The organism is Saccharothrix longispora (assembly GCF_031455225.1).
GTDB lineage: Bacteria > Actinomycetota > Actinomycetes > Mycobacteriales > Pseudonocardiaceae > Actinosynnema > Actinosynnema longispora.
This window is the reverse complement of record NZ_JAVDSG010000001.1, coordinates 2,836,373-2,855,047: the sequence shown is the minus strand read 5'-3', so window position 1 is coordinate 2,855,047 and position 18,675 is coordinate 2,836,373. Positions and strand designations below refer to the sequence as shown.

Here is an 18,675-nt window from a genome sequence, read left to right as displayed (position 1 = left end):
ACCGGCAGGGCGTCGGCGGGGTCAGGCGTTCGGGTCGAACGGGATGCCGGCGGGCTTGGCCAGCGACAGGTTGTGGTTGAACGCGCCGTCCTTGATCGCCAGGCTCGCGCTGCCGAAGTTCGCGTTCACCAGGACGTCCCGGATGCCGGCGGGGAACCGGTCCCAGCTGACCAGGTCGGGGTACTGCCACGAGCCGTAGTGGTTCTCCGGCTGCTCGCTCGCGCTCGCGATGCGGAAGCAGTGGGTGCTCGCGCCGTCCTTGTGGTAGACGACCTTCGGGTGCGTGCCCTCCCAGGAGACCTGGGAACGCGGGTACGTCGAGTACCGGCCGTGCGCGGAGGTCGAGACGTACTGCGCCTGGTCGTTGTTCACCCACACCACCACGTGCTCGATGTCGTGGCGGTGGCCGCAGCAGTCGATGAGGGGAACGGCCTGGTCCTTCTCGAAGTACAGGTCGTAGAGGTACGCGCACCAGCCGTTGTTGCACTTGGAGCGCGAGTACGAGTTGGTGTTGTCCAGGTCGGACCGGTCGCGGCAGTTGCCGTTGAGCGCACCGGAGTTCTTCAGGCCGGTGGCCAACGCGCCGGTCGGCGAGATCGCGGGGGTCGGGTAGCAGCCATCGGTGTCGTAGTCGAACGCGGGCTGCCACTTGGCGTCGGCGGCCGCCGCGTTGCCGGGCAGCGCGAGCGGCGGGGCGGCCCACGCCGCTCCCGGCACGAGCACGGCCAGCAGCGCGGCGCCGAGCAGCGCACCCGCCAGTCCGGCGGCGGTCCGGCCGCCGCGTCGGGGTGCGTTCCGGGGGTGGTCCGTCATCTGGGCGGTCACGACGACCATGCCCTCCATCCGGTGTCGAGGGGCGCGGGTGGCGGCGGCGTCGGCCGGTGCCCGCGGAGGTCGACCGGCCCGGTCAGAGGTTCCCGGCCCGGGGGCGACGTGGTCAATCCGCCGTTGGTCGCCCCTCGGCGAACAGGTGGCGAACACCGGGGGGCGTGCCCGTTCACACCCCGCCCGCGCGCACCACGAAGTCATCGCCCGCACGCACGGGCCAGGTGGAGGTAGCCGGTGGGCTGGTCGGAGCAGTAGCGTCGGGACGTGTCGGAACGGGACGAAGTCGTCGCCGGGCGTTATCGGCTGGTGGAGTTGGTCGGGCGCGGTGCCAGTGGCGTCGTCTGGCGGGCGCGCGACGAGCGGCTGGGGCGGGTGGTCGCGGTCAAGTTCCTCGGCGCCGCCGACTCGCCGGACGCCGTGGAGCGGATCGTCCGGGAGGGGCGGGTCGCCGCCAGGTTGCGACACCCCCACGCGGTCACCGTGCACGACGTGGTCGAGCACGGCGGGAAGCCGTGCCTGGTGATGGAGTACCTGCCGTCCCGGACCCTGGCCGAGATGGTCGACGAGCGCGGGCCGCTGCCGGCGGAGCTGGTGGCGGGCGTCGGGTGGCAGGTGGCGTCGGCGCTGGCGGCGGCGCACGCGGCGGGGATCGTGCACCGGGACGTGACCACGTTCAACGTCCTCCTGTCCGAGGACGGCACCGCGAAGATCGTGGACTTCGGCGTCGCGCGGGCCATCGGCGAGGGCACGGTGACGGACGCGCGGCTGGTCGTCGGCACGCCCGCGTTCCTCGCGCCGGAGGTGGCGGCGGGGGAGGAGGCGGTGTTCGCCTCCGACGTGTACTCCCTCGGCGCGACGCTGTACGCGGCGCTGGAGGGCCACCCGCCGGTCGGTTCGACCGACAACCCGTACGCGCTGCTGCGGCGCGTGTCCGAGGGGCAGGTGGCGCCGCTCCGGTTCCCCGGCCCGCTGGGCGAGGTGCTGCTGCGCGTCCTGCGCCGCGACCCGGCGCAACGACCGACGATGGCCGAGACCCACGCCCTGCTGGACGCCGTGGTGGAGGGGCGGCCGTTACCGGGCGACCCCCCGGTCGAGGACGCGCGGCCCGTCGACGAGGCGCGGCCGGTGGGTGCGACCCTGCCCCTCGACGACGCGCCGACCGTCGCCCTCCCGACCGCCGGCGCCGGGTCCCCGCCCCGCCGCGCGCCGTGGCGGAAGGCCGCGCTGGTGGCGGGTGCCGCCGTGCTGGTCGCGACCGGGGTCGTGATCGGCGTGGCGCTGGGCGCCGAAGAACCGGCCGACCTGGCCCGACCCGCCCCGACCGGCACGACCACCACCGCTGCCACCGCCGCCGCGACCACGACCACCACCACACCCGTGGTGGTGTCCGACTGCACCGCCCGCCTGGAGGTCGCCAACTCGTGGCCGGGCGGCTACCAGGCGCAGGTGGTGGTGCGCAACGCCGGCGAACGGGACCTCACCCACTGGACGGTGAGCTGGCCCCAACCGGCCGACCACGTGATCAGCAACCTGTGGAACGGCACGCTCACCTCGCGCGCCGGCTCGGTGACGGTCACCAACGCCGCCCACAACGCGGAGCTGCCCGTGGCGGGCTCCACCGCGTTCGGCTTCACCGCCAACGGCCCCGGAACGCCCACGCCGGACCTCACCTGCACGTCCGGCGGCTGAACCGCTCCGGGTAGAGTCGTGCGGGTGGGGCAGGGCGCGGACATCGGTGTCTTCTACGACGGTACGTGGTTCGCGTACCTGAGCGACTTCTACGCCACGGTGCACCCGCGGGCCGCCCGGATCGCCCTCGACGGCTTCCACGACGCGGTGCGCTGGTACGTCCACACCGAGACCGGGCTCGCCCTGGACGACTGCGCGGTGCACGAGTCGCACTACGTGCGCGGTCGCATCGAGACGCCCGCCACGTCCTTCGACGCCGTCCTGGCCGCCGCCGGGGTCGTCCGGCACGACCTCCCGCTGCACGGCGGCAAGGAGAAGGGCGCGGACGTCCACTTCGCACTGGAGGTGTGGGAGCGCGCCACCACCGCGCCGCTCCAGTGGGTCGTGCTGGTGACCGGCGACGCCGACTTCACCCCGCTGGCCACCCGGTTGACCGCTCGCGGCGTGCGCGTCGTCGTGCCGGTGGTCGACGCGTCGTGGCCGGTGTCCGCCGCCGCGCCGCCGCCCGCGTGGACGCCGCGCACCGCCGCGCCGCTGCGCGCGGCGGCGACGTCCACACCGGACTTCGACGTCCTGTTCGCGCCCGCGGACCGCGCCGACTACCCGCTGCGGCAGCCGTTCGTGCGGTCCGGCGGGGTCGTCGCGTCCGGCGCGGGCCTGCCGCGCGGGCGGCGCAGGGGGACCGTGACCGGCTGGCGGGCCGGGCAGCCGCACGGTTTCATCACCGACACCCGAGGCGGTTCGTGGTTCGTCTCCCGCGACGACCTGCCCGACGGGCACACCGTGCTGCCGACCGGGACACCGGTGTCGTTCACCGGGTCGCCCACACCGACCCCCGGTCGGAAGTACCCGAGGGCGTACGCGATCCGCCGCGAGTGACCCGCCGGGCGCTCAGGCGCCCGTCACGGCGCGGGGTTCCCGCTGCGGGGGCGCCACCCGGCCGGCGGGTCCTCGCCGACGCGCCCGTCGACGGCCTCGCGGATCAGGTCGGCGTGCCCGGTGTGCCTGCCGTACTCCTCCAGGAGGTCGCAGACGAGCCGGCGCAGGTTCGCGTGGCGGCCGTCCGGCCAGGCCAGGTGGACGGGCTGGTCGAGGCCGCCGTCGGCCAGCGCCGCGGTCAGCCTGGCGCGCGCCCGCGCCACGGCGGCGTCCCACAGCGCGTAGAGCTGCTCGGGCGTGTCGTCGGCGGCCGAGGCGAACGACCAGTCGTCGGTCGCGTCCCGCGGCGCGGTGTCCCACGGCGGGCCGGGCGACTCGCCGCGCAGCCGGGAGGTGAACACGTCGTCCTCGACGAAGGCCAGGTGCTTGAGCAGCCCGCCGAGGGTCAGCGAGGACCTGCCGACGCGGGTCCGCAGCCCGGCGTCGTCGAGGTCGTCCGCCTTCCAGCGGAAGGTGGTCCGAAGGCGGTCGAGCGCGCCGACGAGGTGCTCGGCCTCCGTGCCGGCGAGGGGTGGTTCCCAGGGGGTGTCGCTCTCGTTCACGGGCGCCACCGTAGCGGGGGCCACCGACGAAGCGGGGATCATCGACCCGACCGGTCCGGGCGCGCACGCGCTCCGGTCACGGGCGGCCTATAACCTCTCCGACGTCGCTCCCGCGGAATGGCCGTCGTCGTCCGGACGAGGTGCGCGACGACCACCCCTGCCGTTCCGACGAAGGAAAGTCATGCGCTTCAGCCCGTCGATCGTGCTGTCCCGGATCATCGAGAGCACGCTCGTCCTGCTCGGTTTCCCCATCTTCTTGTCGGACGACATCAGGTGGATCGCGTTGTGGGACCTCATCGCGGTCGTCTACCTCGCGATCCGCGTCGTCCGCCTCAGTCGCGGCAAGCGGGCGGGCGACGACCGGGGCGCGTGGGTCAGGAGCGCGCTGGGCCGCCGCAGCGGCACCCTGTTCACCCTGTTCACCAGCTTCATCGGGATCATGTCCGGCCTGACCATCGTGCTCACCGAGGAAGGCACCCAAGCGGAGTTGCTCGGCAAGACCGCCGGTGTGCCCGCCGTGCTGCTGGCGTGGGCGATCCTGCACTTCGGCTACGCCGACCGCTACGCGCAGGCCTACTACAGCGCCCTGCCCGAGAAGTTGCTGGTGTTCCCCGGCACCGAGCACCCGACGTTCATCGACTTCGCGTATTTCTCGTTCACCGTCGGCACCACCTTCGCGGTCTCCGACGTCGAGTCGCGCACCTCCGGCATCCGGCTGCGGGTCCTCGCGCACGGCGTGCTGTCGTTCATCTACAACACCGCGATGCTCGGCATCGCCATCGGGGTGATCAGCGGCTGACCGCCGGCGCGGAGCCTGCTCCACGACCCGGCGGTCGGCGTGCGTCAGCGCCCCGCCGCCGCCAGCACGGCCGAGGCGATCGCCCGGTGGCCCTCGGCCGTCGGGTGCACGTCCGCCTTGGAGCAGAAGTACGTCAGGGCGCACACCTTCGCCACGGGCGTCGGGATCTCGCCGTAGGCGGGGTCCCGGGTCGTCTCCGTCAACGGCCCGTAGCCGCCGGTCTCGGCGGTGACGTCGACGAACGTAGCCCCGACCTTCTCGTACTCGGCCTTGAGCGCCGAGTTGAAGAAGTCCCGGAACAGCGACACCGACAGGCGGGCGAGGTCCTGGCCGTTCGGGAACGAGGAGGACACCCACGCGCCGAGGAACACGTCCGGGTAGGTCAGGCCCACGATCGGGGCGTCACCGGCGGCGTCGCGCAGGGCGGGCAGCACGGCGGCCAGGTTGGCCCGCACGGTCGCCACGGCCTGGGACGCGCAGGTCGGCACGTCCGACGACTGCGCGCACGGCGCCAGGTCGTTGCCGCCGATCACCACGGTCACCAGCCCCACCCGGCCCTCGTGCTCGCGCAGCACCCGCACCGCGGCGTCGAGCTGGGTGCTGCCCGCCGGGTCGGGCGCGTCGACGGCGCGGTTGGCGGGGGAGCAGCCGGGCTCGCCGCGCAGCTGCGCGGACGTGGCCCCGCTGCACGCGAGGTTGATCAACCGCAGGTCGGCCTCGTCGGCCACGAGCTGGGCGAAGCCCTCCCGGGACGAGCCGCCCGGCTCGCCCGCGTCCGCCGGCCGGTAGCCGGTGGCGTACGAGTCGCCCAGCGACACGTGCACGCGCTCGGCGGTCGGTGCGCCGTCGGACGACGTCACCGGGGGCGAGGTCGTCCCCTCGGGCGCCCCGGCCGGCTCCGCGGTGCACGCGCCCAGCGCCAGCAGGAGCGCCACGGGCAGTGCGGCTCGTCGACCTCGCGGCACGTCGGCCCCTTTCGTCCGGATTGCGACGGTTCCCAGCGTACCGAGCCCCGACTCCTCCACTGTGGACCCGGGAACGCCGTGGACGGGGGTTACCCCGTGACCCGGCCGAGGAACCCGGCGAGCTTGGCCCCGGTCCGCTCGACCACCTCCTCCAGGGTCAGCGACTCGTGCAGCCGCCCGCCCGGTCCGGCGTCCTTCTTCCCGCGCAGGTAGAGCGAGCAGGCCAGGTCGGCGCAGAAGTAGCCGCCCACGGAGTTGCCCTGCTGGCCGCTCCGCCCGGCCTTGCGCGCGGTCATCAGCGTGACGCCGCCGCCGGGGTGGGAGGTCAGGCACAGCGAGCACATGGTGCGCCGCGGTTGGCCGGTGTGCGGCGTCGCCGGCCGCAGCGCCACGCCCACCAGGCCGTCGGCGGTCTCGGCGACCAGGTAGGCCCGCTGGGGTGACGCGGGGTCGCGCCAGCCCAGGAAGTCCAGGTCGTCCCAGGGCTGCCCGGCCAGGTCGGCGGGCAGGTTCAGGCGCTTCGCCTCGCCCTTCGTGCAGTTGACGAACGACGCGCGGATGTCGTTCTCGGTCAGCGGTCCCATGACCCCGAAGCTACGTCGCCTAGACAATCGGGGCAAATGATTAGCTGCTAACCTAGAGACCTTAGGTTGAGGAGGCGGCATGGCACGCGCGGGGGTGACCGCCGAACGCCTGACCCGGGCGGCGGCGGACCTGGCCGACGAGGTCGGCTTCCACAACGTGACCGTCTCGGCGCTGGCCCGCCGGTTCGGCGTCAGGGACGCGAGCTTGTACTCGCACGTGAGGAACGCGCAGGAGCTGCGCGAGCGGGTGGCCGTGCTGGCCCTGGCGGAACTCGCCGACGACGTCGCCTCGGCCCTGGCCGGCCGCGCGGGCAAGGACGCCCTGGTCGCCTTCGCCGACACCTACCGGCGCTACGCGAGGGAGCACCCCGGCAGGTACGCCGCCATGCAGGTCCGGCTGCCCCCGGACGTCGCCCTCGCCAGTGCCGCCCGCCGGCACTCGGACATGACGCGGGCGATCCTGCGCGGCTACGACCTGCCCGAACCCGCCCAGACCGACGCCATCCGCCTGCTGCACAGCACGTTCCACGGCTACACGACCCTGGAGGCCGCGGGCGGCTTCCTGTCCCACCCGCGGGACACCGACACCTCGTGGTCGCGGACCCTCGACGCCCTGCACCACCTGCTCGAACACTGGCCGCCCGAGCACGGGCAGCCGCTCGGGTCTTGAGCGGGTGAGGAGTGCTCGTTACCGTGCCCCGGGTTGGACGCTCGTCCAAGCCGATCGCGGGTCCGACTCGTCGATCAACGGGGGGAATAACACGTGAGAGTGAATCCTGCCCGCCTGCCCGGACGCAGGCGGAGTGTGGCGCTGGTGCTCGCGGCCGCGGCCGCGCTGAGCACGGTGGTGGCGCCTGCCGCGGTGGCGGCGGAGGGAACGTTGCAGTGCACGACGGCCGTGCCGATCTTCAGCCGCCGCGCGGACGCGTCGCTGTGGATGCTGCACAACCAGGAGCCGGAGAACGGGCACGCGATCTGGACGGAGCAGCAGAACGTCGGCGCCGGCTGGAACGGCGTGGTGCTCGGCGGCCCGGCCGACCAGCTGTACCACGTGACGCCGGAGGGGCAGCTCAACCGCTACCGGTGGTTGGGGGCGAGCTGGGAGAACAACGGCGTCCCGGACACCGTCACCACCGGCTGGACGGGGTGGTCCACGGCCGACCGGATGCTGGTCGACGCGCGGGGCGACTTCTACGCGATCACCGCCGACAACGCCCTGAAGTGGTACCGGTTCACCAAGGTGAACAACCAGTGGACGACCGAGGAACGGGTGCTCACGCCCAACTTCGGCATCACCTACGACCGGATCTTCACCTCCGGTGAGGGCGGTCTGTTCGCCCGGACGACGACCGGGGGGCTGCACCACTTCGCGTACCACGCGGCCAGCCGGCGCTTCACCGAGTACGCCCGCGAGGTCGGCGCCACGGGGTGGAACCAGTTCACCGACTTCGCCGCGGCCGGCGGCGGGGTGTTCTGGGCGGTCGAGGGCGCGGCCGGCAACCTGCGGTGGTACCGCTACCTCGGCGACGGCGCCTGGGCTGCGGACTCCGGCAAGGTGGTCGGCCCGGGTGGCTGGGTCACCGGCATCCAGACCGAGAGCCACCCGGACGCGTGCCGGGTCGTCGGCGGCCCGGCCGGTCCGACCCGACCCGCTGTGCCGGCGGACTTCACCGCGCCCACCACCGCGCTGCAGGGTGGTGACGGCCTGATGAACTACTTCTACGTCAACCCGCAGGGCAGGCTCACCGTCGCGAAGCAGCGCCGCACCGATGACTTCCTGCTGATCGACCACCAGTCCTTCGGCGACTACAGCGCCTACACCGGCCGGCCGGGTGCGGCGCCGAACGCGGACGGCCGTTTCGAGGTGTCGGCCAACAGCCACTCCGACGCCGACGTGCGCGGCAAGACCCAGGCCGCGGTCGGCGGCACGTGGTCGCCCGCGCTCAACGAGCACGGCGGCCACGTGCTCGGCGACCCCGTGCTCGTGCGGCGGGCCGGCGGCAGGCTGATCATGTTCGCCGTCGACGGCGACGGTCGACTGTGGTACCGGCAGCAGGTCTCCCCGAACGGCCCGTTCGGGGCGTGGCGCGACAGCGGAGACACCGGTCTGTCGACCGACTTCACCGTGGTGCGCCACGGCTTCGGCCTGCACGTGGTCGCGCGGTTCACCGACGGCTCGGTGCGCGTCGCGATGATGCCGGACTCGGCGGTGCAGGTGCCCAGCGGCGCCGTGGCTGTCGCGGCGGCCGATCCGCTGCCCCCGGTGCGGGTGCTGAACGCGTGGCGCACCCTCCCCGGTGCCGACGCGGTCGGCAGGCCGACCGCCGTGTCGACCGGGTCGAGCCTCACATCGGGCCTCCGGGTGTTCACCCGCCGCGCCGACGGCGGCATCCACACCCAGGTCGAGGACGTCCGCGGCGGCTTCCGCGGCACCTACCAGCGCGTCGGCGACCTGGTCGCCTCCGGGTCGCCCGCGGTGGTGCGCACCGGACCGGGGTTGATCGAGATCGCGGTGCGCGACGCCGAGGGCCTGGTCCACACCACCGGCGAGAACGTGCCGGGCGGCTCCTACCGCCCGTGGGAGATCCGCAACGTCACCGAGGCGGCCACCGACCCGTCGGGCGTGGTCCGCGCCGACGGCAGCTGGGTCTTCACCTGGCGGAACCCGGTGGGCGACATCTACGCCTACCTGGGTTCCTACGGGGTCTCGGGCACGTCCTCCGGTGTCTCCGCCGGGAGCGCGGCTCCGCAGTACGAGGGCGGTGCCGGCCACTCCTGATCCGGCGCGCGTCGAGGGGCCCCGCCCGCTCCCGGCACGTCCGGGGCGGGTGGGGCCCGTTCACGCGCGGCCGAGCAGGTGCCGGCCGGCGGCCAGGTCGGCGCGGCCGGTGAGGAAGGCGTCCAGGGCCTCTCGGAACTCCCCGGTGCGCAGGGTGCCGTCGCCGTCGTGGTCGAGGGAGCGCAGGGCGGCGATCAGCTCGTGGCGCCGAGGGCTGCGGTCGAGCAGCCGGGAGTACTCGGCCTGGGTGACCTCGCCGTCGTCGTTGCGGTCGATCAGGCGGCAGACCACGTCGGTGACCCTGCCGTAGCCCTGCCCGGGATCGGACGTGCCGGGGTAGCGGCCCTCGGCGATGGCGGTGAGGTAGGCGGCGCGGGTGACGGACCCGTCCGCCGGGGCGCCGGTGGCCGCGAGCAGCTGCCGCCACCAGGACTCGAAGGCGTCGTGGACGTCGTTCTCGTCGGCCTCGTCCAGGTCGAGGTGGACGCTGATCTCGCGGGCCATGCCGAGCAGGTCGGCCCAGCGCAGGACGCCGTCGCCGCTCTGGTCGAGGATCGTGCCGAAGAAGGTGCCCGGATCGGTGCCGGGGACGGCGCGGACACCGCTGGTCGCCCTGATCGCGGCGGAGGCCGTGGGCAGGTAGCGCCAGGGCGTGGGCAGCAGGTCGGCGACGACCCGGGCGGCGTGGTGCGCGCCGAGGACGAGCAGCCCCGCGCCGGGCGCGGTGGTGAGCCGGAGGCGTCGGCGGTAGGCGTCGGGCAGCGTGGCGGTCGTGGCCTGGACCGCGGTGGAGACCACCAGGTACCGCAGCGGCGCCCAGACCAGGTCCGGGACGGGCAGGTTCGACGGTGGCGGCACCCGGAAGATGCTGCCGGACAGCAGGTCCCGGACGGTCGGGTTGTCCTCCAGGACGTCGGAGGCCATGCGGTCGAAGTAGGTGCGGAACTCGTCGAGGTCGGCGGGCTGGTCGGCCGCGGTCAGGCCGAACAGGCGGCCCAGTCGGCGCCACTCGTCGTAGAACCGCTCCGCCTCGGCCCGGTCGAGGGGGTCGCCGCCGAGGTCGTGGAGCGTCAGGACGGCCTCGAACAGCGTGAGGTGCACCCACGCGCGGGCCCCGGTGTCGGTGGCGGTGAACGGCCGGCCGTGGTCGTCGGTGCCGCGCATGCGGCGGTGGAGCCGTTCGAGGCGGGCGAGTTCGCGCTCCCGCTCGGAGGCGGTGCCGTAGACGTAGTTCTGGAGGCTGTCCAGGGTGCGCAGGAAGCGCCGCCAGGGTCGGGCGGTGTAGACGGAGAACTGGCCGACCGCCGCCCCGATGGCCGGGTGCGCGGCCTGGAGCAGCAGCGTCCGGTGGATGACGAGCAGGAGCCGCCACTGCCCGAGGTGCTGCCAGGTGGTGGAACCCGGACCGAGCACGTCCTGGGTGGTCATGCGGGAGCCTCCCGGCCGTGGCGATCAGGTCGGCGCATCGTCGGTCGTCGGGAGGGTGACCGGCAATTACCCGGTGGTGTGGTCCTTGATCACGCCGGGTGATCGGCGGGTGTCATCCGGGTGCTGTCCACGCGCGGCGAGCGTGCCGGCGGTCCAGACCTCTGTCGGTGGTTGAGCGGTTGAGGTGCGAGAGCGCTCCCATAAGTGAAGTCTTTTGTTGTCTTCTGCGGATGTCTGTGGATAGATGGGCGACGTTGTGATGGGCCTCATGGACGAGCCCCGAGGAGATTTCCATGCCCCCTGCCGCGCGCCGGCTGTCCGCCCTGTTCCTCGCACTCCTGCTCACCCCCGTCCTCGCCCTGCCCGCGACCGCCGACCCGTCCGCGACCGCCGACCCCGTGGGCGACACCCCGTCCGCGACCGCCGCGCCGCCCGCGCACGGCCTCAAGGGCGAGTACTTCCGGATGTCCGCACCCGGCGCTCGCGACTTCGCCGAACTCGGCGGCGCCACGCTCGACCCGAACGTCGACTTCTCCGACCTGACCGGCACGTTCCAGCAGTTGACCGGTCGCACGGAGCACACCACCGCCCGCTGGACCGGCCGCCTCACCGCGCCCGCCACCGGCGACTACACCTTCCACGCCATCGGCGACAACGGCTTCCGCCTGTTCCTCGACGAGGCCCCGGTCATCGACCACTGGGTCGGCGACTGGGAGGTCGAGCAGCACAGCGCGCCCGTCCACCTCGTCGCGGGCCAGGAGCACGCCTTCCGGATGGAGCTGTTCCAGGACGTCGGCGGCGCCACCATGCGCCTGCGCTGGTCCACCCCGACGCTGGCCAAGCAGGCCGTGCCCGAGTCGGCGTTCCTGCCGCCCGCGGACTTCCCGGTCTACCCGGTCGGCCTCACCGTGTCCCGCGACGGGAACACCCTGGAGGCCGACTTCGACCAGCGCGTCACGAACCTCGGCGACCTCGAACCGCACCTCGAGGTCGAGGTGGACACGGTGCCGTTCCCGCTGGAGTCCGTCGCCGTGGACCGCCGCGACCGCACCAAGGTCGTCGTGCGGCTCGGCGCCCGCGTGCAGGCCCCGCAGCGCGTCCGCGTCACCTACGACGGCAACGGCGGCCTGGTCGTCGGCGCCGAGACCGTGCCGCGGGTCATCCGCACCGCGACCAACGCCTCCACCCACCGGCTCAGGACGCCCTGGGGCGAGGAGGTCGACAAGGACAAGCCGCTGCCCGAGTACCCGCGCCCGCAGCAGGAGCGCGACGACTGGCTCAACCTCAACGGCCAGTGGGAGTTCACCGGCGCCACCGCCGACCAGCAGCCCCCGTTCGGCCGCCGGCTGCCCGAGCGGATCACCGTGCCGTACCCGGTGGAGTCCCAGCTGTCCGGGCTGGAGCGCCACGAGGACCACATGTTCTACCGCCGGCAGTTCGAGGTGCCGCGCGACTGGAAGGTCGGCCGCGGCGAGCGGCTCAAGCTCAACTTCGGCGCGGTCGACCACCACGCCCGGGTCTGGGTCGACGGCACCCCGGTCGCCGAGCACACCGGCGGCTACACCGCGTTCACCGCGGACATCACCGACGCCCTGCGCGGCGGCGGCAAGCACGAGCTGATCGTCGCGGTCACCGACACCACCGGCGACAACCAGCCCATCGGCAAGCAGTCCCGCAACCCCGGCGGCATCGTCTACACCCCGTCCTCCGGGATCTGGCAGACCGTGTGGCTGGAGCCCGTGCCCGACCGGTCGATCGACGACGTGAAGACCACGCCGGACATCACCCGCGGCACCCTCGCCGTCCGCGTGTCGTCCACGACGGCGTCCGCGAACGCCCGGGTCACCGCCGTCGCCCGCGACGAGCGGGGCAGGAAGGTCGGCTCCGTCACCGGCAAGCCCAACGCCGACCTGACCCTGCCCGTGCCGAACCCGCACCTGTGGAGCCCCGGGGACCCGTACCTCTACGACCTCGACGTGACGCTGGAGGACGGCCGCAGCAGGGACGAGGTCGAGAGCTACTTCGGCATGCGCTCCATCGGCGTGCGGAACGTGGCGGGCTTCCCGAAGCTCGTCCTCAACGGCGAACCGGTGTTCTCGCTGGCCATGCTGGACCAGGGCTTCTGGCCGGACGGCCTGAACACCGCGCCCAGCGACGAGGCCCTCGCCTGGGACATCAAGGCCCAGAAGGACCTCGGCTTCAACGCGCTGCGCAAGCACATCAAGGTCGAACCCGCCCGCTGGTACCACCACGCCGACAAGCTCGGCATGCTGGTGTGGCAGGACTTCGTGAACGTCAACGTCACGAACGAGACCGGGCAGCAGGCGTTCCTCACCGAGGGCCGGCGCACGATGGAGCAGCTGCACGACTCGCCGTCGATCATCGGCTGGGTCGTGTTCAACGAGGGCTGGGGCGAGTGGGACCGCGAGGAGACCGGCCGGATCACCGAGTCGGTGCGGGCCGCGGACCCGTCGCGCGTCGTCAACGCGCACAGCGGTGTCAACTGCTGCGCGTCGAAGGGCGACTCCGGCAAGGGCGACGTGATCGACCACCACGACTACACCAACACCGACCCGGCGTGGCCGGACGCCACCCGCGTGGCGATGGACGGCGAGCACGGCGGGTTCACCCTGCGCACGCCCGGCCACCAGTGGCCCGGCGCCCCGGCCGTGATCTACAGCGGCGTCGCCGACAAGGCGGCGCTGACCGCGAAGTACGTGTCGAACACGGAGACCTTCTACCTCGACGCGGCCGGCGCGGAGCTGTCCGGCTCGGTCTACACGCAGATCACCGACGTGGAGACCGAGCTGAACGGCATGTGGACCTACGACCGGCGTGAGATCAAGGTCGACCCCGGCCCCGTGCGCGAGATCAACAGGAGGGTGGTCGCGGCCGGCGCAGCGGCGGCCGAGCGCACCTACGACGGCAAGGGCACGTGGTCGCTCGACGGCGACGGCACCGACGCGAGCGGCGCCGGGAACCCGGTCTCGCCCACCGGCGACGCGGCGTGGACGACCGGCGTGCGCGGCCGGGCGCTGAAGCTCGACGGCGATGGCGACTACGCCCAGACCGCCGGGCCGGTGCTCGACACCACCGGGTCCTACTCGGTGTCCGCCTGGGTGACCGTGGACTCGCTGCCGGGCAACTACGCCACCGCCGTCAGCCAGGACGGCAGGCGGGTGGAGAACCCGTTCTACCTCCAGTACGGGCAGGGCAGGTGGGCGTTCAGCGTGCCGGGCGGCAGGCGGGCCACGCTGGCCGCCACGCCGGAGCCCGGACGCTGGTACCACCTGGTCGGCGTGCGCGACGAGGCCGCGGGCGAGACGCGCCTGTACGTGGACGGGGTGCGGGCCGCCGCCATCCCGATCGGCCCGGACGAGGTGAGCACCGGACCGCTGGCCATCGGGCGCGCCAAGTACGCCGGGGCGCGCGGGGACTTCTGGCACGGCTCGATCGACGAGGTCCGCGCCGTGGACCGCGCCCTGACCGACGCGGAGGTGGCGGAGCAGCACGCCGCCCGGTAGCCGGTGGCGTGACGGCGGAGGGTCGCGGGGACGTCCCGCGGCCCTCCGCCGTCACCCCGCCGACCCGTCAGCCCTCGCCCTTCCTGCCCTTCTCCTCCTTGTCCTTGCCGCGCCGCCCGCCCTCGCCCTCGTCGTCGCCGCCACCCTCCTCGACGCGCTCCGACGACAGCACCTCCTCGGCCACGATGAGCAGGGTGCCGTCGACCTCGGCGAGCATCAGGCCCCGGGTCTCGGCGATCCGCTCGTCGTCCTCGCCGGTGTACCGCAACCCCACGGTGACGTGGTCCGGGCCGGTCGCCTCGGGCGGCGTCGTCACGGCGAGGTCCCGCACGGCCTCCCACGCCTCGTCGTACTTCTCCCGACCCTGCTCCCGCATGCCGGGGCCGAGCATCGCCCACGCGCCGTCGGTGTCGTCCGGCAGCAGGGCGTAGTAGTCGGCCACGGTCTGCTGGAGCCGGTCGGCGGTCACCTCGCCCTCGGTCTCGGACGTGGTCGTCGAGGTCGTCGTGCCGCTCGACGTCGGGGCACCGCCGGCCGCGGCGTCGTCGTTCCTCGCGGCGAGCAGGACGGCGAGGACGACGCCGCCCACGACGACGAGGGCGGTCACGCCGATCAGCACCGGGCGGCGGCGCGACGGGCCGACCGGCGGCACGGGCAGGTCGAGACGCGTCGCCGGGGGAGTGGGGACAGCCGGTGGAGCGGAGGAAGCAGGTGAAGAGGAGGAAGCGGGCGTAGCAGGGGAAGCGGGGGAGCGCAGCAGGTCGGCGAACCGGGCCATGTCGGGCCGGGTCGTCGGGTCGGTGCGCAGCGCCTCCATCAGCGCGCCGGTCAGCGGCCCGGCGTTGCGGGGCGGGTCGAAGCGGCCGGCGGCCACGGTGTGCAGCAGCGCGATGGTGTTGCCGCCCTCGCCGAACGGGGGCCGTCCCTCGACCGCCGCGTACAGGGTGGCGCCGAGCGCGAACACGTCGGACGCCGGGCCCGGTTCGGCGCCCCGGGCGACCTCGGGCGACAGGTAGGCGGGCGTGCCCGCGAGCAGGCCGGTCCGGGTGACGGCCACGTCGCCGACCGCGCGGGCGATGCCGAAATCGCTGATCTTCGCCGTGCCGTCCGAGGTGATCAGGACGTTGCCCGGCTTCACGTCGCGGTGCACGACGCCGGCCGCGTGGGCGGCGGCCAGCGCCGAGGCGACCTGCGCCCCGATCCGCGCGGCCGCGTCCGGCGGCAGCACGCCCACCTCGGCCAGCGTGCGCGCCGGCACGTACTCCATGACCAGGACCGGTCGGCCTCCGTCCTCGACCACGTCGTGCACGGTGACGGCGTTCGGGTGCTGCACCCGCGCGGCGATCCGCCCCTCGCGGGCGGCGCGGGCGACCGCCTCCGCAGACCCCGTGCCCTCCGGCACGATGAGCTGCTTGAGCGCGACGACCCGACCGAGCCGCTCGTCGAACGCCTGCCAGACCACGCCCATGGCGCCCGAACCGAGCCTCGTGCGCAGCCGGTAGCGCCCCGCCACCAACCGCCCCTCGTCCACCACCGGCTCCCGCCTCCCGTCCCGCGCGACCGGAGTGGTCGAACGCCGTACCGGGCAACCCTAGCGCCGGCGGGTCACGGCCCGGGCACGCCGCCGGCCGCCCGACCCCGTCCGAAGGGCGCGGCGAGCGGAATGCCGACCACGAAACAGTTTCGTCCCGCCGAACGTCGATTGTGGACGGCGAACCCCTTGTCCCGCCTGGGTTCCCGACCTAGGTTCGACGACGTGGCGAGCACAGCGAGCACCGAGCACCGGACCGATCCCGCCTGGCTGCCCGCGGCGGCGTTCCGGCCCCTGGGGGCGCGGCGGGTCCGGGTGGCCGGCGACGGGCCGCTGGTGGGCACGGTGCGCGCCGAGGTGGCGGCGGCGGTCGCCGGGCACGGCGGCGCGTTGGTCGCCGACGGCCCGGTGGACCTCGACCTGGTCGCCGCCGACGGCGACGGCGAGGCGTTCACCGTCGAACGGACCGGCGGCACCACGATCGTCCGCGCCGAGGGCGGCCCCGGCCTGCTGTACGGCCTGCACCACGTCGTGCGCCGGGGCGAGGCGGCGTTCGACGGCGACCTGCCGGCCGAGCGGCACGCGCCGCGCCGGGCGATCCGCATGCTCGACCACTGGGACAACATCGACGTCGACCCCCTGATGGGGCAGGTCGAACGGGGCTACGCGGGCGGCTCGATCTTCTACGCCGACGGCGGGGTGCGCGCCGACCTGGGCCGCGTCGCCGCCTACGCCCGCCTGCTCGGTTCGATCGGTGTCAACCGGGTCGCCCTGAACAACGTCAACGTGCACCGCACCGAGGCGCGGCTGCTGACCGACCTGCTGCCGGACGTGGCACGGCTGGCGGAGGTGTTCCGCCCGCACGGCGTCGCCGTGCACCTGTCGGTGGGCTTCGCCGCCCCGATCACGCTGGGCGGGCTGCCCACGGCGGACCCGCTCGACCCCGCCGTGCGGGAGTGGTGGGAGCGCACGACCGCCGCCGTCTACGCGGCGATCCCCGACTTCGGCGGGTACGTCGTGAAGGCCGACTCGGAGGGCCAACCCGGCCCGTTCGCCTACGGCCGCGACCACGCCGACGGCGCGAACGCGCTGGCCCGCGCCCTCGAACCGCACGGCGGCACGGTGTTCTGGCGCGCGTTCGTCTACGACCACCGCCAGGACTGGCGCGACCGGGGCACCGACCGCGCCCGCGCCGCGCACGACCACTTCGCCCCGCTCGACGGCGCGTTCGACGACAACGTGGTGCTCCAGGTCAAGTACGGGCCGATGGACTTCCAGGTCCGCGAACCCGTCTCCCCGGTGTTCGCGGCGATGCCGGGGACCCGGCTGGCCGCCGAGTTCCAGGTCACCCAGGAGTACACCGGGCAGCAGAAGCACGTGTGCCACCTGGTGCCGCAGTGGTCGGAGGTCCTCGGGTTCGGGCTGCGCGGCGGCGAACCGGTCGCCGACCTGGTCGACGGCGTGGTCGCGGTGTCGAACGTCGGCGACGACGAGTTCTGGACCGGCCACCCGCTGGCGCAGGCCAACCTGTTCGGCTTCGGTCGGCTCGCGTGGGACGACCGCCTCGACCCGGCGGCCGTGCTGGACGAGTGGATCGGCCTGACCTTCGAGGACCCGTCGGTGCGGGGTCCGCTGCACGAGGTCCTGGACGGCTCGTGGCACACCTACGAGCGCTACACCGCCCCGCTCGGCGTCGGCTTCATGGTCAACCCGGGCCACCACTACGGCCCGTCCGTCGACGGCTACGAGTACACGCAGTGGGGCACGTACCACTTCGCCGACCGCGACGGTGTCGGCGTCGACCGGACCCGGGCCACCGGCACCGGGTTCACCGGCCAGTACCCGGCCCCGTGGCGCGAGGTGTACGAGTCGGTCGGGAGCTGCCCGGACGAGCTGCTGCTGTTCTTCCACCACGTGCCCTACGACCACGTGCTGCGCTCCGGGAAGACGGTGGTCCAGCACATCTACGACGCGCACTTCGCGGGTGTCGAGGAGGTGGGCCGGATGCGCGAGGCGTGGGCGACCCTGGAGGGCCGCGTGCCCGCCGCCCTGTTCGACCGCGTCACGGCGCTGCTGGCCGAGCAGGCGCGGTGCGCGACCGAGTGGCGCGACCAGGTGAACACCTACTTCCTCCGCAAGTCCGGCGTCCCCGACGAACGGGGCCGCCGGATCTTCTGACGGGTCAGGGGTTCCAGAAGAACGTGGTGAACACGCGGTCGAAGCGCCGCGCCACCAGGTCGTCGCGCTGGACCACCCAGTGCACGACGGCTCCCTCCCACCCCGTCACGTCCATGCCCGCGTCCCAGTCGGCCAGGAGCACCCAGTCCGCCGGGTCGGCCGACACCGGTCCGGTCCACCGGTCCTCCCGCACCGACCGCACGGCGTCGGACACCGCGTCGGCGACCGGGTCCGTGAACACCGCCTCCTCCGCGGAGTACCCGCCGAGCTGCAACGACCCCCAGGGGGCGATGTCGTCGTGCGTGCTGTTCCAGGCCTCGACGAGGTCCTCGCTGCGGGGGTGGCCGGGCAGCGGCCCGTGCCCCTGGTCGTCGGGGAGCGCGACCGCCTCGTGGTACGGCAGCGACACGTCGATCCGCAGCCGCAGCGGCCCCCGGGGGTACTCCGCGTCCCCGGTGCCCCGCCCGTCCCGCTCCGCCACGGCCGCGCCGGCGGGCACGTGGACCACGCCGCCCCGCTCGGCGGGGTCGTACTCGTGCTCCAGTTCGGCGAACAGCAGCAGGTGGCCGTCGGGCGGCAGGGGCAGGTCCGTCGCGTCGGCGGGCAGGGCCGCGAGGTCGAGGGAGGCGACGAAGGGATGGGCGGGGTCGGGGGCGTCGGCCGGGAGCAGGAGCGGCCCGCCGAACCGGCCCACGACCGGTCCGTCGCCGTGCGCGGTCAGCGTCGCGCAGGGGCGGGCGAGGGCCGACCAGCGCTCCACGTCGTCGGCGGGGATGCCGCGCGCGAGCGCCTCGTCGCGGAACGGGCCCAGTCGGTCCCGCAGTTCTCGGATCATGGGCGGAACCGTAGCGGGAGCCCCCGACACCGCCGTCCCGGCCGTGCGGTGCAC

The 18,675-nt window shown here is 73.9% G+C and carries 14 protein-coding genes; 7 read left to right on the top strand and 7 right to left on the bottom strand.

The window, feature by feature from the left end; all coding sequences use genetic code 11:
• Positions 1 to 21: 21 nt before the first annotated feature.
• Positions 22 to 834, bottom strand: coding sequence for an NPP1 family protein (locus tag J2S66_RS11585; protein WP_310306939.1), 813 nt, complete (start codon positions 832 to 834; stop codon positions 22 to 24).
• A gap of 258 nt (positions 835 to 1,092) precedes the next feature.
• On the opposite strand from J2S66_RS11585, the gene J2S66_RS11580 reads away from it, so the two are divergent.
• Positions 1,093 to 2,517, top strand: coding sequence for a protein kinase domain-containing protein (locus J2S66_RS11580; protein ID WP_310306938.1), 1,425 nt, complete (start codon positions 1,093 to 1,095; stop codon positions 2,515 to 2,517).
• Between the two features lie 24 nt (positions 2,518 to 2,541).
• Positions 2,542 to 3,396, top strand: a complete 855-nt coding sequence (locus tag J2S66_RS11575; protein WP_310306937.1) for an NYN domain-containing protein — start codon at positions 2,542 to 2,544, stop codon at positions 3,394 to 3,396.
• 23 nt (positions 3,397 to 3,419) lie between these two features.
• Here the strand turns inward: J2S66_RS11575 and J2S66_RS11570 are convergent, their stop codons facing one another.
• The gene (locus J2S66_RS11570) at positions 3,420 to 3,998 is read right to left on the bottom strand and encodes a mycothiol transferase (RefSeq protein WP_310306936.1); all 579 of its coding nucleotides are present in this window, start codon (positions 3,996 to 3,998) and stop codon (positions 3,420 to 3,422) included.
• 181 nt (positions 3,999 to 4,179) lie between these two features.
• On the opposite strand from J2S66_RS11570, the gene J2S66_RS11565 reads away from it, so the two are divergent.
• A complete protein-coding gene (locus tag J2S66_RS11565; protein ID WP_310306934.1) occupies positions 4,180 to 4,797 on the top strand; it encodes a DUF1345 domain-containing protein in 618 nt (205 codons plus the stop codon).
• 44 nt (positions 4,798 to 4,841) lie between these two features.
• On the opposite strand, the gene J2S66_RS11560 is transcribed toward J2S66_RS11565, so the two are convergent.
• Entirely contained in the window at positions 4,842 to 5,732 is an 891-nt protein-coding gene (locus J2S66_RS11560) for a GDSL-type esterase/lipase family protein (RefSeq protein ID WP_310306932.1), read from the bottom strand.
• Between the two features lie 119 nt (positions 5,733 to 5,851).
• On the bottom strand, positions 5,852 to 6,346 hold the full coding sequence (locus J2S66_RS11555) for an FBP domain-containing protein (RefSeq protein WP_310306931.1): 495 nt from the start codon (positions 6,344 to 6,346) through the stop codon (positions 5,852 to 5,854).
• Positions 6,347 to 6,425: 79 nt separating this feature from the next.
• On the opposite strand from J2S66_RS11555, the gene J2S66_RS11550 reads away from it, so the two are divergent.
• Both J2S66_RS11550 and J2S66_RS11545 read left to right on the top strand, forming a co-directional pair.
• Positions 6,426 to 7,016 (top strand): TetR/AcrR family transcriptional regulator, encoded by a 591-nt coding sequence (locus J2S66_RS11550; protein ID WP_310306930.1) that lies wholly within the window; start codon positions 6,426 to 6,428, stop codon positions 7,014 to 7,016.
• Positions 7,017 to 7,151: 135 nt separating this feature from the next.
• Complete coding sequence (locus tag J2S66_RS11545; protein ID WP_310306929.1) at positions 7,152 to 9,125, top strand: tachylectin-related carbohydrate-binding protein; 1,974 nt, start codon at positions 7,152 to 7,154, stop codon at positions 9,123 to 9,125.
• A 60-nt stretch (positions 9,126 to 9,185) separates the two neighbouring features.
• Here the strand turns inward: J2S66_RS11545 and J2S66_RS11540 are convergent, their stop codons facing one another.
• The gene (locus J2S66_RS11540) at positions 9,186 to 10,553 is read right to left on the bottom strand and encodes an oxygenase MpaB family protein (RefSeq protein ID WP_310306928.1); all 1,368 of its coding nucleotides are present in this window, start codon (positions 10,551 to 10,553) and stop codon (positions 9,186 to 9,188) included.
• 293 nt (positions 10,554 to 10,846) lie between these two features.
• Here J2S66_RS11540 and J2S66_RS11535 point away from each other — a divergent pair, with 293 nt between their 5' ends.
• A complete protein-coding gene (locus J2S66_RS11535) occupies positions 10,847 to 14,077 on the top strand; it encodes a LamG-like jellyroll fold domain-containing protein (protein WP_310306926.1) in 3,231 nt (1,076 codons plus the stop codon).
• Between the two features lie 67 nt (positions 14,078 to 14,144).
• Here the strand turns inward: J2S66_RS11535 and J2S66_RS11530 are convergent, their stop codons facing one another.
• Positions 14,145 to 15,608, bottom strand: a complete 1,464-nt coding sequence (locus J2S66_RS11530; RefSeq protein WP_310306925.1) for a serine/threonine-protein kinase — start codon at positions 15,606 to 15,608, stop codon at positions 14,145 to 14,147.
• Between the two features lie 225 nt (positions 15,609 to 15,833).
• Between J2S66_RS11530 and J2S66_RS11525 the strand changes: the two genes are divergently transcribed.
• Complete coding sequence (locus tag J2S66_RS11525) at positions 15,834 to 17,786, top strand: alpha-glucuronidase (RefSeq protein ID WP_310306923.1); 1,953 nt, start codon at positions 15,834 to 15,836, stop codon at positions 17,784 to 17,786.
• Positions 17,787 to 17,790: 4 nt separating this feature from the next.
• On the opposite strand, the gene J2S66_RS11520 is transcribed toward J2S66_RS11525, so the two are convergent.
• Positions 17,791 to 18,621: a DUF1963 domain-containing protein gene (locus J2S66_RS11520; protein ID WP_310306922.1), complete on the bottom strand. Its 831-nt coding sequence runs from the start codon at positions 18,619 to 18,621 to the stop codon at positions 17,791 to 17,793.
• Between the last annotated feature and the right edge of the window lie 54 nt (positions 18,622 to 18,675).

Excerpts from the sequence above, each read along its gene's own strand:
- J2S66_RS11585 (WP_310306939.1), bottom strand. The coding sequence starts at position 834 with ATGGTCGTCGTGACCGCCCAGATGACGGACCACCCCCGGAACGCACCC.
- J2S66_RS11565 (WP_310306934.1), top strand. The coding sequence starts at position 4,180 with ATGCGCTTCAGCCCGTCGATCGTGCTGTCCCGGATCATCGAGAGCACG.
- J2S66_RS11555 (WP_310306931.1), bottom strand. The coding sequence starts at position 6,346 with ATGGGACCGCTGACCGAGAACGACATCCGCGCGTCGTTCGTCAACTGC.
- J2S66_RS11550 (WP_310306930.1), top strand. The coding sequence starts at position 6,426 with ATGGCACGCGCGGGGGTGACCGCCGAACGCCTGACCCGGGCGGCGGCG.
- J2S66_RS11540 (WP_310306928.1), bottom strand. The coding sequence starts at position 10,553 with ATGACCACCCAGGACGTGCTCGGTCCGGGTTCCACCACCTGGCAGCAC.
- J2S66_RS11535 (WP_310306926.1), top strand. The coding sequence starts at position 10,847 with ATGCCCCCTGCCGCGCGCCGGCTGTCCGCCCTGTTCCTCGCACTCCTG.
- J2S66_RS11520 (WP_310306922.1), bottom strand. The coding sequence starts at position 18,621 with ATGATCCGAGAACTGCGGGACCGACTGGGCCCGTTCCGCGACGAGGCG.